The 14,513-nt window shown below is 60.8% G+C and carries 16 protein-coding genes; 2 read left to right on the top strand and 14 right to left on the bottom strand.

The window, feature by feature from the left end:
- Positions 1-147 precede the first annotated feature (147 nt).
- The 14 genes from SCL_RS06215 to dsrA form a co-directional block, all read right to left on the bottom strand.
- Positions 148-474: a HesB/IscA family protein gene (locus SCL_RS06215; protein ID WP_096360412.1), complete on the bottom strand. Its 327-nt coding sequence runs from the start codon at positions 472-474 to the stop codon at positions 148-150.
- Between the two features lie 48 nt (positions 475-522).
- Positions 523-2,040 carry a cobyrinic acid a,c-diamide synthase CobB gene (locus tag SCL_RS06220; protein ID WP_096360413.1) on the bottom strand — a complete coding sequence of 506 codons (1,518 nt, stop codon included), beginning with the start codon at positions 2,038-2,040 and terminating at the stop codon, positions 523-525.
- Between the two features lie 138 nt (positions 2,041-2,178).
- Positions 2,179-3,417 carry an NrfD/PsrC family molybdoenzyme membrane anchor subunit gene (nrfD, locus tag SCL_RS06225; RefSeq protein ID WP_096360414.1) on the bottom strand — a complete coding sequence of 413 codons (1,239 nt, stop codon included), beginning with the start codon at positions 3,415-3,417 and terminating at the stop codon, positions 2,179-2,181.
- Between the two features lie 3 nt (positions 3,418-3,420).
- Positions 3,421-4,146, bottom strand: a complete 726-nt coding sequence (dsrO, locus tag SCL_RS06230; protein ID WP_096360415.1) for a sulfate reduction electron transfer complex DsrMKJOP subunit DsrO — start codon at positions 4,144-4,146, stop codon at positions 3,421-3,423.
- A complete protein-coding gene (locus SCL_RS06235) occupies positions 4,143-4,580 on the bottom strand; it encodes a hypothetical protein (RefSeq protein WP_096360416.1) in 438 nt (145 codons plus the stop codon). Before SCL_RS06235 ends, dsrO begins: the two co-directional genes overlap by 4 nt.
- Before the next feature lie 28 nt (positions 4,581-4,608).
- Positions 4,609-6,615 carry an NAD(P)-binding protein gene (locus SCL_RS06240; RefSeq protein WP_096360417.1) on the bottom strand — a complete coding sequence of 669 codons (2,007 nt, stop codon included), beginning with the start codon at positions 6,613-6,615 and terminating at the stop codon, positions 4,609-4,611.
- 49 nt (positions 6,616-6,664) lie between these two features.
- Positions 6,665-8,119 (bottom strand): sulfate reduction electron transfer complex DsrMKJOP subunit DsrK, encoded by a 1,455-nt coding sequence (gene dsrK, locus SCL_RS06245; protein ID WP_420823639.1) that lies wholly within the window; start codon positions 8,117-8,119, stop codon positions 6,665-6,667.
- A gap of 44 nt (positions 8,120-8,163) precedes the next feature.
- The gene (locus SCL_RS06250) at positions 8,164-8,910 is read right to left on the bottom strand and encodes a respiratory nitrate reductase subunit gamma (RefSeq protein ID WP_096360419.1); all 747 of its coding nucleotides are present in this window, start codon (positions 8,908-8,910) and stop codon (positions 8,164-8,166) included.
- 62 nt (positions 8,911-8,972) lie between these two features.
- Positions 8,973-9,305 (bottom strand): TusE/DsrC/DsvC family sulfur relay protein, encoded by a 333-nt coding sequence (locus tag SCL_RS06255; protein ID WP_096360420.1) that lies wholly within the window; start codon positions 9,303-9,305, stop codon positions 8,973-8,975.
- A gap of 38 nt (positions 9,306-9,343) precedes the next feature.
- The gene (gene tusB, locus SCL_RS06260; protein WP_197702730.1) at positions 9,344-9,643 is read right to left on the bottom strand and encodes a sulfurtransferase complex subunit TusB; all 300 of its coding nucleotides are present in this window, start codon (positions 9,641-9,643) and stop codon (positions 9,344-9,346) included.
- An 11-nt stretch (positions 9,644-9,654) separates the two neighbouring features.
- Positions 9,655-10,062 (bottom strand): sulfurtransferase complex subunit TusC, encoded by a 408-nt coding sequence (gene tusC / locus SCL_RS06265; protein ID WP_197702731.1) that lies wholly within the window; start codon positions 10,060-10,062, stop codon positions 9,655-9,657.
- A gap of 24 nt (positions 10,063-10,086) precedes the next feature.
- Positions 10,087-10,446: a sulfurtransferase complex subunit TusD gene (gene tusD, locus SCL_RS06270; RefSeq protein WP_096360422.1), complete on the bottom strand. Its 360-nt coding sequence runs from the start codon at positions 10,444-10,446 to the stop codon at positions 10,087-10,089.
- Positions 10,447-10,542: 96 nt separating this feature from the next.
- A complete protein-coding gene (gene dsrB, locus SCL_RS06275; RefSeq protein WP_096360423.1) occupies positions 10,543-11,622 on the bottom strand; it encodes a dissimilatory-type sulfite reductase subunit beta in 1,080 nt (359 codons plus the stop codon).
- 57 nt (positions 11,623-11,679) lie between these two features.
- Positions 11,680-12,993, bottom strand: a complete 1,314-nt coding sequence (dsrA, locus tag SCL_RS06280; RefSeq protein WP_096360424.1) for a dissimilatory-type sulfite reductase subunit alpha — start codon at positions 12,991-12,993, stop codon at positions 11,680-11,682.
- Between the two features lie 415 nt (positions 12,994-13,408).
- Here dsrA and SCL_RS06285 point away from each other — a divergent pair, with 415 nt between their 5' ends.
- Both SCL_RS06285 and SCL_RS14250 read left to right on the top strand, forming a co-directional pair.
- The gene (locus SCL_RS06285; protein ID WP_096360425.1) at positions 13,409-14,308 is read left to right on the top strand and encodes a TauD/TfdA family dioxygenase; all 900 of its coding nucleotides are present in this window, start codon (positions 13,409-13,411) and stop codon (positions 14,306-14,308) included.
- 5 nt (positions 14,309-14,313) lie between these two features.
- Positions 14,314-14,511 (top strand): sulfur relay protein DsrC, encoded by a 198-nt coding sequence (locus tag SCL_RS14250; RefSeq protein ID WP_096360426.1) that lies wholly within the window; start codon positions 14,314-14,316, stop codon positions 14,509-14,511.
- Positions 14,512-14,513: the final 2 nt, after the last annotated feature.

Here is a 14,513-nt window from a genome sequence, read left to right on the forward strand (position 1 = left end):
GATAGATTACTGAGCCGGCATGTATCAAGCAATCTGATAATCAGCTGCCCGAGGACACACCGGCAATCCAGGCGTAAACCCGCACATTCCGTGGGTGTCGAAGACCGCGCGGCGGTGTGACGGCTGCCACCGGCGTGGATATGGCCGTTATGCCTGATCCCCGGGAGGAGGTGTGGAGGTATGCGCCGGGTCGTTGGGATTGATGAAAATGAACTGGTGCTCGCCCGGGCTGATTTCGACGAAGTCCAGCGTGGCGCCTTTGAGCAGGTCCTTGCTGGAATTGGAAACGAGCACGTCGATGCCCTCGGACATGAAGCGCGTATCATCGGCGCCCTCGTCGTCAAAGCCCATGCCGTAGACGAAGGAACCATCCGCCTCCCGGCGCGCGGCGATGCGCAGCGGCATGGTTTGCGCGCTGCTGGTTTCGGCCGACCGGCGCACCTGCGCGGCGGCCTCCGGGGTGATCTTGATCATGAATGAATCCTCGGGCTGATATTTATTAATGATGCGGTGTCAGGGCCATCAATGCACGTGTTGCTGGCGGGCGCCGGTATGGCGCCGCCGGCGCACGAAATCCACGAAGCGGGCGGCCCAGTGATTGTTTTCCAGGTCGCGCAGGTGCGCGTAGCAGGCAAACAGGTTCTTGTGGACGATACCGTCGTGCCTGCCGTCGATGCCGGTTCCGCGCAGCACCTCGTAGGCATAGACCGTATCCGGGGGCAGATTCTCCAGGGTGGAGTAGTGAAACTCGTGGGCGCGGATTTCGGCCGGCGCCGGTCCCGTTGCCGGGGCCGGCCACGGGACCTGTCCGGTTTCACGCAGGATGACATAGCCGCGTCCCATGGGACGCTCGTGCATCACCACGTCGCCCGGGATCACGCCCGCCATTTCGCAGCGCCTGCCTTTCCAGGAAAGGCTGCGCGCCAGGTACATCAGCCCGCCGCATTCCGCATACGTCGGCAGGCCGGTCTCGATGGCCAGGCGGATCTGGTGACGCAATGAGGCGTTGGCTTCCAGCTGCTCCATGAAAACCTCGGGAAAGCCGCCGCCGATGAGCAGGGCATCGACATCCGGCAACTTCTTGTCCTGCAGCATGTTGATCGGCACCAGCTCGGCACCCGCGGCGCGCAGCGCCTCGAGGTCGCCTGGGTAATAGAAGGCGAAGGCGGCGTCGCGCGCGATGCCGATCTTAATGGGGTTCTCTTCCGAATCCCCTCTCCCGCCTGGGGGGTGAGACGGAGCAGTCGCGGATGTCCGGTGGACATCCGCGCCGTCGAACGGGCGCACATGATTTTCGTGCGCCCCGGCGAGAACATGGGAGAGGGTGGGTACGGGAGAGGCAGGAACTGTCAACGCAGGCACATCGGAGGCAATTGCCAGCAGGCGATCAAGGTCGACCGAATCCGCGATCAGAGACCCGATGGCATCGATCCTGGCCCTGGCTTCTGTGGCTTCGTTGCTGGGCATCAGGCCGAGATGACGTTCGACGATGGTGAGACGGTCGTCACGGTGTACCGCCCCCAGCACCGGAATGTCGGTGTAATGTTCGATGACGGCGCGCAGCTTGGCCTCGTGCCGTGTGCCGCCGAGCTGGTTGAGTATGACGCCGGCGAGGCGGATATCCTTGTCGAACGCCTGATAGCCGAGAATGAGCGGGGCGATGCCGCGGGTCATGCCACGTGCGTCGATGACCAGCACCACGGGCGTCTGCAGCAGGGTGGCCAGGGCCGCATTGCTGTTGCTGCCGTCGAGACTCAGCCCGTCGTACAACCCCTTGTTGCCTTCGATCAGGGAAATGTTGGCGCCCTGCGATCTTGTGGTGAATGTACGCAGGATTTCCTCGCGGCCCATCAGAAAAAAATCGAGATTGTGGCAATCGCGGCCGGTAGCCAGCGACAGCCACATGGGGTCGATGAAATCCGGGCCTTTCTTGAACGGCTGTACCGCCAGACCGCGTTGGCGCAGGGCGGCGCACAGACCGATGCTCAGCGTGGTCTTGCCGGAGGATTTGTGCGCAGCGGAGATGAGCAGCCGGTTCATGCACTCACCTTATGATGGATGGAACCGCGGATGAACGTAGATGAACGCGGATCAAAAACCCCGAACAGTTGATATGGGGCTCTTGTTTTTAAATCTGCGTTTATCTGCGTTTATCTGCGGTTTCAAAAATATTAAAAATCAGGCCGTGGCGGCTTGCGGCTTGGCAGCATCGGCCTTGTAGTGAGGATCGGCCGCGGCGTCCGACAGGCTCTGCGGGAGGAACGGCAGCACCCGCATGGCGAAGGCCGCCATGAACAGCGCCAGCCCGATACCGCCGATGCCGAGAACCACCTCGGGCAGGGTCGGCTTGTAGACTGTCACCACGCCGTCGAAGAAACTGCTGCTGACGATCTCTTTACCGGGATAGAGCGGCATCGGGTAGGCCTGGCCGCCGATAATGATGACGTAGATCTGGGCCAGCCCGCCGAGGACGACCAGAATGGCGGCCAGCGTGACCAGCGCCCGCGACTTGCCGAGTCCGGAGAACAGAATCACCAGCGGGATAACGCCGCCGACGAGGACCTGGCCGAGCCAGAACATCTGCGTGTATACGCCGCCGTGCAGCAGGATAAAGCCCTCGACCCCGTGGCGCTGGGTGATGTACAGGTTGGTCAGGTGATAGACGGTGACGAAATAGAGCACCGCGGCGACGAACACGCCCAGCAGGTTGCGCAGGCGGCCAAACACGACGTCGCCCAGTTCGCGCCCGGTCCAGCGCATGCCGGCCATTAGCACCATCAGGAATATCGCCAGCCCGAACTCGAAGGACATGATGATGAACATGGGCGCGATGATTGCCGAGTTATAGGCCTCGCGCGCCACCAGGAAACCGAAGATGGAGCCGGTACCGGTAGTGAGGGTCAGGCGCCAGACGAACGCCAGCATGCCGACCGGTTTGCTGTAATCGTTCATGCGCCGCTCCATCATCATCCACAGATAAACGATGACGATGCCGAAGAAACCCATATACAGGTAGATGTTCCAGGCAAAGATGGACTTGAAGTTGTAATAGGTCATGGCCTCGATCAGGCGGTCGGGCCGCCCAAGGTCCAGCACCAGGATCGCCAGACCGCCGGCGAGCAGGGTGATCGCCAGCAGGCCTGAAAGGCGCGCCAGCGGCTTGTACATCTGGCGACCGAAAACCGAGGCAATCGAAGCGACGTTGAGCGCGCCTGAAGCCGCCACGATCAGGAACACCGCGAAGACATGCGGCAGGCCCCACATGACCTGGTTGGACATGCCGGTGATCCAGTGGCCGTGGTGCTCCATGTACAGGGCGGCACCGAGTCCGGCGAGGGTGATGCTGCCGAGTATGCCCAGCACGGCATAGAAGCCGACGCTGCGGGGCCCGATGGTTCCGTATTGCATATGTGCCATGCGTCAAATCCCCCGATAACGCACGCCGGTGTTGAGATTCAGGTCCGGGCGCAGTTGAGTGCTGGGTGCGGACGCGAGCTGTTTGGTGATCGCGCTGTTCGGATCCTTGAGGTCGCCGAAGACCATGGCCTGGTTGCCATCCTTGTTGCAGGCCTCGACGCAGGCAGGGATCTTTCCGGCGTCCACGCGGTGCACGCACAGCGTGCAGGACTCGACCGTGCCCATGCCGCGCGGGGCGTGGGGTTTCTGCTCGGTGGTTTTCTCGTGCACGAAAGAGCGCGCCTTGTACGGACAGGCCATCATGCAGTAACGGCAGCCGATGCAGATGTGCTTGTCCACCAGCACGATACCGTCGGCGCGCTTGAACGAGGCGCCGGTGGGGCAGACATCCACGCACGGCGGATGTTCACAGTGCTGGCACATGACCGGCAAGGTTTGCACGTAGCCGGTCTGCTTGTCCTTGAGGGTGACCTTGCGGATCCACTGCGCGTCGGTAGCCGGGCGCCCGTGCGACTGGATGCCGTTTTCCTCGTGACACGCGGTCACGCAGGCGTCGCAGTCGTGGCATTTGCCGATATCGACGAGCAGGCCCCAGCGTTGCAGGCTGGTCACTGCCTCGTCGGGCGAGCGCGCCTGCGCCAGCTCGACCAGGCGCAGCCCGGGCGCGAGCGCCGTGGCGGCGGCCGCGGCGCCGCCGATGGCGATGAATTCGCGACGATTGAGACTCATGGTTTCACCCCTGTGGCCGGTTTCGGCGGCGGCAGCGTGGCGAGGGCGGCCTTGTCTGCCTTGTCGGTATGGCAGCTGAAGCAGTCGATCTTGACCGAGGCGTACTCATGGCAGGAGGCACAGAAGCCGTCCTGGCCGAGCACGCTGCCGGTGACCGGATCGGCATGACAGTCGACGCAGTTCTTGAGGCTGTGTTTCGCGGTGCGGATGCCCTGGTGCATGGTCTTGTCGCGCTGGTGCAAGATGACCTTCATGTGGTTGCGCCGCATGTACCCGGTGTCTTCCACGCACTGCTCGCCGCGGTGGATTTTCACCACCGGACCGGGGCCGCCGGATTTGGCTGCTGAATCCGTGGCCCGCACCATGCCGACCGCGAACAGACCCGCGGCCAGCGCCGCGATTACACCGGCAATGATTGTCGTTTTGCGTCTCACGCCTTCAGCCCTCGCGCGTACCGGATATTTAGTGATCGCCGCCCATGCCCATCTTGATGTAGCCGGTGGGACAGACGTCGGCGCAGATGTGGCAACCGATGCACAGATCGTAATCGGTGTACACGTAACGGCCCATGGTCGACTCCGTCTTGGGCGTGCGCTTGACCGCCGTCTGCGGGCAGTAGATCACGCAGTTGTCGCACTCGAAGCACATGCCGCAGCTCATGCAGCGCTTGGCTTCGTCCACGGCCTGTTTCTCGTCCAGGCCGAGCATGCGTTCCTTGAAGTGACCCAGCACCTCGTTGGCGTCCGGCACCATCTCGGTGCGCTTCAGGCGCGCCGTGTACTGGAAATGTCCAAGGAACAGCTCGTTCGACTGGCACACCTCGGCGTCGGAGCGGTCCTCGAAGTTGTGGATCGCGTAGCCGCCGACGGCCTTGCCCTGTTCCGAGGTGCCGCGCAGGCCGCGATCGATTCCACGCTCGGTTTCAGGACCATCCGGCTTGAATTCCTTCGGCGTCAGGCCGACCTCGTTCAGCTTGGCGAGCAGGTTGAAGTGGTGCACGTCCACCTTCGGGCGCTTGCTCATTTCCTCTTTCTTCAGGTAATGATCAATGCTCTCGGCGGCGATCGAGCCCTGACCGATCACGGTGGTGAGCAGGTGCGGGCGAATGATATCGCCGCACACGAAGTAGCCGGGCTTGCCGGGCACCTGGTAGAACTTGTCGGAGTTGATCAAGCCCTTGCCGTTGTTGAAGTCTTCCATGCCGCGGAAATCGCCCATCTGGCCGATGGCGGAAACGATGAGATCAGCCTCGATATTCTTTTCTGTGCCCGGTTTTTCCACTGGCGGGTTGGCCGAGAAGTCGAGCTCGACGACGCGCAGCGCCTTGGCGCGGCCGTTGCCGTCGAGAATGACTTCCTTCGGTTGCAGCGAGCCCTGGATGACCACGCCTTCGCGCTGGGCATCATCGATTTCATGCTTGGCGGCGTTCATCTTTTCCACCGGCTGGCGCGAGATCAGCATGACGTCGGCGCCTTCCTTCCGCGCCGTGACCGCCACATCGTGGGCGGTCTGGCCCATGACGACGTATTCCGGACGCTCGGTTTCGGCCATTTCCTTGATGTAACCGAGGCGGCGCGCCACCGAGACCACGTCGATGGAGGTGTCGCCGCCGCCGATCACGACCACGCGGCCGGACACGGCTTGCAGGCGGCCCTGGTTGAAGGCCTCGAGGAAGGCCACACCGGTGATGCAGTTCGGCGCGTCCGCGCCGGGAACGGGCAGGGCGCGGCCGGACTTGCAGCCGATGGCGAACAGCACGGCGTCGTGCTGTTTTTCCACGTCCTTCATCGGCACGTCCACACCGACGCGGGTTTTGAGCTTGACCTCGACGCCCATGCTGGTGATGCGATTGATTTCGCCGTTCAGCGTTTCGCGCGGGAGACGATAGCCGGGCACGCCATACTTGGCCATGCCGCCGAGCTCGGCGTGATCGTCGAACAGCGTGACCGCATGACCCTTGAGACGCAGATGATAGGCTGCCGCGAGGCCGGCCGGACCGCCGCCGATGACGGCGACTTTCTTGCCGGTGGACTTTTCGGCCGGCTTGAAGCTGTACTTGTTCTGGAGCGCGGTGTCGCCGATGTATTGTTCGACGGCATTGATGCCGACATAGTCCTCGACCACGTTGCGGTTGCAACCCGTCTGGCACGGCGCCGGGCAGACGCGACCCATCATGGATGGGAAGGGATTGGCCTGGGTCAGGCGGCGGAAGGCGTATTCCTGCATGGCCATGTCTTTCTGCGGCTTTTCGATGCCGCGCACGATGTTCAGCCAGCCGCGGATGTCCTCGCCAGAGGGGCAGCTCGCCTGGCAGGGCGGGGTCTTGTGCACGTAGGTCGGGCACTTGTCGGTCTCGTCGGCCGTGAAAATGCGCGATTGCAAGGAGGGCCATTCCTGGTCACCGTCCTTGTACTTGCGGAAGGTGAAACCGGCCTTGACCTCTTTTGCCTTGTCTGCGGGAGTTGCCATGGTGAATCTCCTGTCTTGATTCAGTTACTCAAAAATGTCGTTTGGGTAATCACTGTTTCGCGTTCAGCACGATGGCATTGCTGACCAGTCCGTGAACGCTTTGAATCATGTCCATCGGAAGCTTGTAGTAGGGCACGATCTTGGTGAACTGGGCCTTGCAGATGGCGCAAATCGCAGCCATGTGCGTGACGCCGTGTTCTTCGATGACGTCCTTGAGCGCCTGCATGCGCGGCATCGCGCCCTTGATGCGCAGGTCGATCAGCTCGTCCGTGAGAATGCCGCCACCGCCGCCGCAGCAGAAGGTGCCTTCGCCGATGGTTTCGGGCGCCATGTCGTGGAAGTGGTTGCAGGTGGCCTTGATGATCTCGCGCGGAATGACGAACTGTCCGCCCGGCATGTTGCCCATGCGCGAGGCGCGCGCGACGTTGCACGAGTCATGGAAGGTGACGACCTTGTCGTCGTTGGCGCTCTTGTCGAACTTGAGCGCGCCTTTCTGGATCAGGTCGTAGGTGAACTCGCAGATATGCTGCGGCACCGGGTAGCGCGGATCCAGAAAATCGAACGGACCGATCAGCGTGTTCCAGAACGAGTAGGCGACGCGCCAGGCATGTCCGCACTCACCCACTACAATACGCTTGACGCCCAAGTCGAGCGCAGCTTCGCGGATGCGCATGGCGATCTTGTGCAGATTCGCGGACGAACCCACGAACATGCCGAAATTGCCGGCCTCGGAGGCGTGCGTGGACAGCGTCCAGCTGACGCCGGCGGCATGGAAAACCTTGCCGTAGCCGATCAGGCCGTCAACGTGCGGTTCGGCGAAGAAGTCCGCCGACGGCGTTACCAGCAGCACCTCGGCGCCTTTCACATCCAGCGGGTATTTCACGTCCACGCCGGTATCTTCTTTGACGTCTTCCTCGAGACCCTCCAGCGTGTTGGCCAGCGCCGGTCCCGGCAGACCGAGGTTGTTGCCGATCTTGTGGACCTTGACCAGGATTTCGTTGGTGTATTTCTGGCCCTGACCGATCGAGTCCATGACTTCGCGCGCGGCCATGGAGATCTCGGCGGTGTCGATGCCGTAGGGGCAGTACACCGAGCAGCGACGGCACTGCGAGCACTGGTGGAAGTAGCTGTACCACTCGTCCAGCACTTCCTTGGTCATGTCGCGCGCGCCGACCAGCTTGGGGAAAAATTTGCCGGCGAAGGTGAAATGGCGGCGGTAGACGCTGCGCAGCAGGTCCTGGCGCGCCACCGGCATGTTTTTCGGGTCCGAAGTGCCGAGATAATAGTGGCACTTGTCGGTGCAGGCGCCGCACTTCACGCAGGAATCGAGGAACACCTGCAGGGCGCGTGACTGGGAGACCAGCTCGCCCAGCTTGGTGACGGCCTTCTGTTCCCAGCCCTCGACCAGCTCGCCGGGGAAACCCAGCGGTGTGTTGTGTTCGGGTTTTGAGACATAGGGTTTCGAGCCCACCATCGAGTCGGGCTCGAGGTGCGGCACCTTCATGTATTCGCCGAGGACGGGTGCTTTGACTTCCGTGGCCATGTCGCTTACCCCGCTGCCTTTTTGGTGTTATCGATGGCTGCGCTCCAGCCGGCAACCCAGCGTTTCTCGCGCGAGTTGTCCACCTGGTTGCGGGTGGGGCTGAAGAACACGCCCGGGGCGTGCAGCAGCTTGCTGACCGGGAAAATAATCATAAGTGTCGCGACCAGGGTCAGGTGCACCAGCAGGGCCGGATCGGCCGGCAGCGGCTGCAGGCTGAACGACATCAGGCCCAGGAAAAAGGCTTTGAGGCTGACGATATCCGTGTGAAACAGGAACTTCATGGAGAGGCCGCTGGCCCCGATGCCGACCAGCAGTGCCAGCATCAGATGATCGGACAGGTTGCTGATATAGCGCACGCGATCCACCAGGAAGCGACGCCCCCACAGTCCGAGCAGGCCGAGCACCATGCCATAGCCGGTGAAGTTGATGAACCACTGGAGCCAGGACAGGAAAAACGGAGATGGTTCGATGAAGTAACGCAGGTGCCACGTCAATTCCACGAACAGACAGAGGTGGAATATCCAGCCGAACAGCCAGGTCCACTTGTTCGACTTGAACAGGCTTTCGAACACGGTGACTTCGCGCACCATGCGCGCCGCCACCCCCAGACGTGTGGTCGGTGCCGGTGTGGTAGGGATTTTCAACGGCTGCGGTGTGCGCGCGTAGATGAAAATCTTGCGCGCCACGCCGATGACGAGGATAGCCGTCGCTATGTAAAAAAGCAGCGCATAAATCACTGTCACAGCCGACATCGATGACCCCGCTGTTGCTTGCCAGGCGGTATGTTAACCCCGCCCGGCAGGCCGGTAATTGATTAAACGCAACCGGTCGGTTTCGGCAGGCCGGCGTATTTGCACGCCTGCTTGGCCGGGCCGTACGGGAACAGCTCGTACAGGTACTTGCTGTTGCCTTTGTCCGGGCCGAGCTTCTTGCCGATGGCCTTGGTCAGCACGCGCACAGCCGGTGCGATTTGGTATTCCTCGTAATATTCACGCAGGAAGTTGATGACTTCCCAGTGATTCTGCGACAGTTCGCAGTTGTCGACCTTGGCCATTTCCTTGGCAACTTCCTCGCTCCAGTCGGTACGGCTGGCGAGATATCCTTCCTCGTCGGTTTCGATGGATTTACCCGCTACAGTGATAGGCATATGAGTACTCCTCGTCAGTTAAAGAAATAAAATTGATATTAAAGCCAGGATTGCACGCTGGGGTATTCTACCGCCAGATCCACAAACCCGCTGTAGTCGACGAGCTTGATGCCGTCGATAACCCGGTCCTGCATCCCGCGTGCTTCGAGATCGGGATAAAGCGCATAGATCGGATGATGCTTGAGCGCCTGCTCGACCAGCTTGGTGCTCACGGTGCCCTTCAGGGCGCCATAGACGCCGTCCTCGATCAGCAGCACGGCGCAGCCCTTCTTGAGGTGCTTGAGGCAGCTCTCCAGGGTGTTACGTTCGGTGGGCGACTTGTTTACGGTATGCAGCATCGTCATTTCCCCTAAAAGCTCAGAACCACGTCTTGCGACTCCATAAGGTCCGCCATCTCCTGCGTGCTGATAACCTTCACCGGAACAATGAAGTCTTCCTCTTTCAGGCCGCGGACCTCCATGGATTCCTTCTCCACGTACAGCTTTTCGATGTCGTAGCCTTCCAGCGCGCGATAAGTCGGCGAAAAATTCTTGACGTCGATCGTCCTGGTATGCTGGCCCTTGATGATCTGGTACACGCCGTCATCCAGGAACGCCAGGCTCACGTCCTGGTCGAACGCCGCCGCGATCAACACCACTTCCAGGGACTCCAGGGCATAAATCGTCCCGTAAGGCGCCTTGCGGTTGATATACAGGAACTTCTTTATCTTGCCGCTGGTGTCTTCTTCCATCTCGATGCCGCCAGTTACTTCGGTCATTCCACTTACCTCGATAGTTCCGGGTTAATCGCCAAATGTCACCAGCCGGTCCGACTGGATTCCCGATTCGATCAGCTGCCCCAGGCCGGAGATGCGGAAACCTTCCTGGAGATTTTCATCCTTGATGCCGCGACGCAACGCCGCTGCCACGCATACCACCAGATCGATGCCATGGTCCTTGGCCAGCTTCTGCCAGCGATTGACGATATGACGATCGTCCGTCGGCGGCTCGGTGAGCCGGCTCGAGTTGTAGACGCCGTCGTGGTAGAAAAACACGCGGCTGACTTTGTGTCCCTTCTCGATGGCGGCCTTGGCGAACAGGTAGGCCGTGTCTGAGGCTTCGTGCGTGTACGGCCCCTCATTGATCAAAATACCGAACTTCATCATCGTTCCCCTTGATATTTATCAACAACCCCCGACGATTTACGGGCCGACGCCGGGAAAAACCCGGCGTCGGATACGGCTATACGTGCTGGCGTGCTAGAAACGGATATGCGCCGACTGGTTCAGCATGTGACGCGAGCCGCGCCAGTTGTCGATGTGGAACTTGGTGAACGGCAGTTCCGTCAACTCGAAGAAGCGCGGCCAGCCGATGCGCTCCACCCAGTCTCCGATGCGTTCCCAGTCCTTGGCGTCTTTTTTGTAGACCTTGAGGATCTTCTTGACGATGGTGCCGGCTTCCGGCCAGCGCGGCGGATTGTTCGGTACGCCCGCGGCCACCAGCTTGTGGAACATCGGCTTCGAACGGGCGTTCGAATTCTTGCCACCGACCCAGATGGCAAGCTTGGAATGCTCCGGGTCGTTGATCTGCATCGGCGGGCAGGGCGGGAAGCACGCGCCGCAGCAGATGCATTTCTTCTCGTCGACTTCGAGTGACGGCTTGCCGTTGACCATCGCGGGACGAATCGCCGCCACCGGGCAGCGCGCCACGACCGAGGGACGCTCGCAGATGTTGGCCACGAGATCGTGATTGATCTTCGGCGGCTTGGTGTGCTGCACGTTGATCGCGATGTCGCCCTGACCGCCGCAGTTGATCTGGCAGCAGGAGGTGGTGATGTGCACGCGGTTCGGCATGTCTTCCTTCACGAATTCCTCGTGCAGGTCGTCCATCAGCGCCTTCACCACGCCCGAGGCGTCGGTGCCGGGGATGTCGCAATGCAGCCAGCCCTGGGTGTGGGAGATCATGGTCACCGAGTTGCCGGTGCCGCCGACCGGGTAACCGGCCTCTTCAAAGGCCTTGATCAGAGGATCGACCTTGTCCTTGCTGGAAACCATGATTTCCATGTTGGAGCGAATGGTGAAGCGAACATAACCTTCGCCGAGCTTGTCGATGATGTCGCACAGCAGGTTGATTTCGTACGGACCGAGCTGACGCTGGGTGCCGACGCGCACGGTCCAGATCTCGTCACCGCTCTTGGCGACGTGATGCAGCACGCCCGGACGCGGACGGTCGTGATAGGCCCAGTTGCCGTAGTTCTTGATCATCAGGGGATGCATGTACTGGAATGCATCCGGACACCCGCTTTCAATCGGGGGGCGCATTTTCGGTGCTTCTGCCATGGGTCAATTCTCCAAAACGTTCGTTCGACGTGTATTCGATATCTTGCCGGAAACGGATCAGCCCGCCGCCTGCTGCTTGCGGTTCTTCCACTTCTCCGCTTCCTGGTCCCACTCGTCCAGGCGGACGTAGGAGCTGGTGCGCGGGTGGTTGATCATGTTCGGATCGACTTCGAGGCCGATGCCTTCGAGGAAGTTCGCCAGACCGATGCGTTCGATCATCTCGCCGCAACGCTCGTGCTCCAGGCCGTTCTCGGCCCAGAAGTCGATGGTGCTGGCGGCAATCTCGCGGATGCGGTCGTAGTCTTCGTCGGTTTCCAGCTTCATGAACGGGATGATCACGGTACCGAAGGTGTCGCCGATCTTCAGCGTGCGCTTGCCGCCGATGAGCAGGGTGATGCCCTTGTCGTCGCCTGGCTTGAGCGCCTTGGTCATGACGTTGATGCAGTGCATGCAGCGCACGCAGTTGCGGTTGTCCACGTCCAGGGTGTCGTCATCGTTCAGCGACAGCGCCTTGGTCGGGCAGCGCGCGACGACGTTGTCGACCACGTACTTGCGGCCCTTGGCCTTGACGAACGCCTTCACTTCCTTCTGGTCGACCTTCATGTTGTCGCGCCAGGTGCCGATGACGGAGAAGTCGGCGCGCTGGATCGAGTTCATGCAGTCGTTCGGGCAGCCCGAGACCTTGAACTTGAACTTGTAGGGGAGCGCCGGGCGGTGCATGTCGTCGATGAAGTTGTTGACGAGGGTGCGGTGAATCTTCTGCTCGTTGGCGCAGGACTGTTCGCAACGCGCCGCGCCGACGCAGGACATGCCGGTGCGCACGCAGGGACCGGCGCCGCCGAGATCCCAGCCGTACTCGTTGATCTCGTCGAAGAAGTGCTGCGTGTTCTCGCTGGTCGTGCCGATGAACATGATGTTGCCGGTCTGGCCGTGGAACGCGATCAGGCCCGAGCCCCATTTGTTCCAGGAGTCGGACAACTGACGCAGCATCTTGGTGGTGTAGTGGTTGCCGGGAGCCGGCTGCACGCGCAAAGTATGGAATTCTTTCGCTTCGGGGAACATGGGCTTGCCGTCGCTGCCCATGAGCTCGGTGAAACGGGGGATGATGCCGCCGCCGTAACCGAACACGGAGACCGTGCCGCCTTTCCAGTAGCCCTTGCGGGTGGTGTAGGAGTGTTCCAGCTGACCCAGCAGGTCGACCATCATGTTGTTGTTATGGGCCAGACGTTTCAGTCCGGTCACGAAGCTGGGCCAAGGCCCGCTCTCCAGTTGATCCAGCAAAGGCGTCTTGTGGAACGGCTTGGTGGATTTCTTTTCTTTCGGAATAAACGTGGAATGTTTTTCCGGGTTCTTCGGTTGATTCTGGGCCATTTAAACTACCTCCTACGCGTCGAAGGATGTGTGTACATTCCGCCTTCCAGCCGTTTTTCTGCGCCGAAAGGTCCAAATTTCTGCCGCTTGAAACCAGTAGCTACTGAATGCTTGCGGAGGGGCAGTCTAAACCCGCCCCTTAATAAAAAAATCACACGTTAGAGAGAGCCCGTCCGGGCTTACCCCTCCCGAAAGGGATATAAATAGAAGCGTGCGACCACTGCGGGAAACCGTTTATTATACATCTATCTGATTTGCAAAATACTATTGTCTTGTTAAAAACCGCGCCATTGCTGGTATTTCAAACGCGGTTGCCACTTGTAAATCCCGTTCGAATATCCATTAACAGCATCAGTATTCCAGGGCGTTGTGAACATTGAATAATCCGGCAAAGGCGGCACAGGCCAGTCACAGCATGAGTCCGTTTTACGTCGAGAACGAAGCGGCTTACCGGCGCTGGCGCACCGCCAAACTGGAGCGTTATCCCGCGACGGCGGAGGAACTGGTGGTGCCGGTGGATAATCCGCTGGCGCTCACGGAGGCCGAGGCCGAGACGATGCTGAACATCTGTCGCAAAACCAACATGGTTATCTACGCCAGCCGGGTGAAACGGGAAGACAAGGAAATCCCGCGCGCCGTGGGCGGGCGTTTCGGGCTGCATCGCCTCGACAGCAACATGCTCGCGGACGATGACGGCATCAGCTTGCTGCAGGTGGTGCCGGGAAAATCGCAACGCGGTTACATTCCGTATTCCGACAAGCGCCTGTTGTGGCACACGGACGGCTATTACAACAGCGCCGACAACCGCATCCGCGCGTTCGTGCTGCATTGTGTGTCGCCGGCGGCGCAAGGTGGCGAGAACAGCCTGCTGGATCACGAGATCGCCTACATCCTGATGCGCGACGCCAATCCGGATTACGTCAGGGCGCTGATGGCGCCGGACGCCATGACCATTCCGGCCAACACCGAGGGAGGCAGCGAAACGCGCCCGGCGGTGACCGGCCCGGTGTTTTCCGTGGATCCGGCCGGCGGTAACCTGCACATGCGCTATACCGCGCGCACGCGTTCCATCGAATGGAAGCAGGATGCGGCCACGCGCGCGGCAGTGCAGTTCCTGGAAAACCTGCTGGCCGGTGCATCGCCTTACGTGTTCCGGCACACCATGGCGGCGGGGCAGGGCCTGATGTGCAACAATGTGCTGCACAACCGCACCGCCTTCACGGATGACGCGGGCCGGGGGATCGCCCGGCTGGTATACCGGGCGCGTTATTACGATCGCGTTCGCGGGACAAACTTTAACGAGACGGGACACTGAGCATCATGTTGCATCTGAGCGAAATACTTCTGCAACATCACGACATCGCGACCTTCGAACAATTGCTCGAAGTGGTGCGGAGCCGCGCGGAGTCGGAAATGTTTTTCCGCATTGACATCAAGCCGCCGTATCCGGACACGCCGGCGAACTGGGAAGACCAGCTCGAAGGCGCCTTCGTCGGCATTCATTCAGTGACCAAGTAATA

The organism is Sulfuricaulis limicola (genome assembly GCF_002355735.1).
GTDB lineage: Bacteria > Pseudomonadota > Gammaproteobacteria > Acidiferrobacterales > Sulfurifustaceae > Sulfuricaulis > Sulfuricaulis limicola.

Bases quoted from the DNA above. Each gene is read 5' to 3' on its own strand.
- SCL_RS06240 (WP_096360417.1), bottom strand. From the start codon at position 6,615: ATGGCAACTCCCGCAGACAAGGCAAAAGAGGTCAAGGCCGGTTTCACC.
- tusB (WP_197702730.1), bottom strand. From the start codon at position 9,643: ATGCTGCATACCGTAAACAAGTCGCCCACCGAACGTAACACCCTGGAG.
- dsrA (WP_096360424.1), bottom strand. From the start codon at position 12,993: ATGGCCCAGAATCAACCGAAGAACCCGGAAAAACATTCCACGTTTATT.
- SCL_RS06215 (WP_096360412.1), bottom strand. From the start codon at position 474: ATGATCAAGATCACCCCGGAGGCCGCCGCGCAGGTGCGCCGGTCGGCC.
- SCL_RS06255 (WP_096360420.1), bottom strand. From the start codon at position 9,305: ATGCCTATCACTGTAGCGGGTAAATCCATCGAAACCGACGAGGAAGGA.
- dsrB (WP_096360423.1), bottom strand. From the start codon at position 11,622: ATGGCAGAAGCACCGAAAATGCGCCCCCCGATTGAAAGCGGGTGTCCG.
- dsrO (WP_096360415.1), bottom strand. From the start codon at position 4,146: ATGAGTCTCAATCGTCGCGAATTCATCGCCATCGGCGGCGCCGCGGCC.
- dsrK (WP_420823639.1), bottom strand. From the start codon at position 8,119: ATGAAGGTGCCGCACCTCGAGCCCGACTCGATGGTGGGCTCGAAACCC.
- SCL_RS06285 (WP_096360425.1), top strand. From the start codon at position 13,409: ATGAGTCCGTTTTACGTCGAGAACGAAGCGGCTTACCGGCGCTGGCGC.
- nrfD (WP_096360414.1), bottom strand. From the start codon at position 3,417: ATGGCACATATGCAATACGGAACCATCGGGCCCCGCAGCGTCGGCTTC.
- SCL_RS06250 (WP_096360419.1), bottom strand. From the start codon at position 8,910: ATGTCGGCTGTGACAGTGATTTATGCGCTGCTTTTTTACATAGCGACG.
- tusD (WP_096360422.1), bottom strand. From the start codon at position 10,446: ATGAAGTTCGGTATTTTGATCAATGAGGGGCCGTACACGCACGAAGCC.
- tusC (WP_197702731.1), bottom strand. From the start codon at position 10,062: ATGACCGAAGTAACTGGCGGCATCGAGATGGAAGAAGACACCAGCGGC.
- SCL_RS14250 (WP_096360426.1), top strand. From the start codon at position 14,314: ATGTTGCATCTGAGCGAAATACTTCTGCAACATCACGACATCGCGACC.
- SCL_RS06220 (WP_096360413.1), bottom strand. From the start codon at position 2,040: ATGAACCGGCTGCTCATCTCCGCTGCGCACAAATCCTCCGGCAAGACC.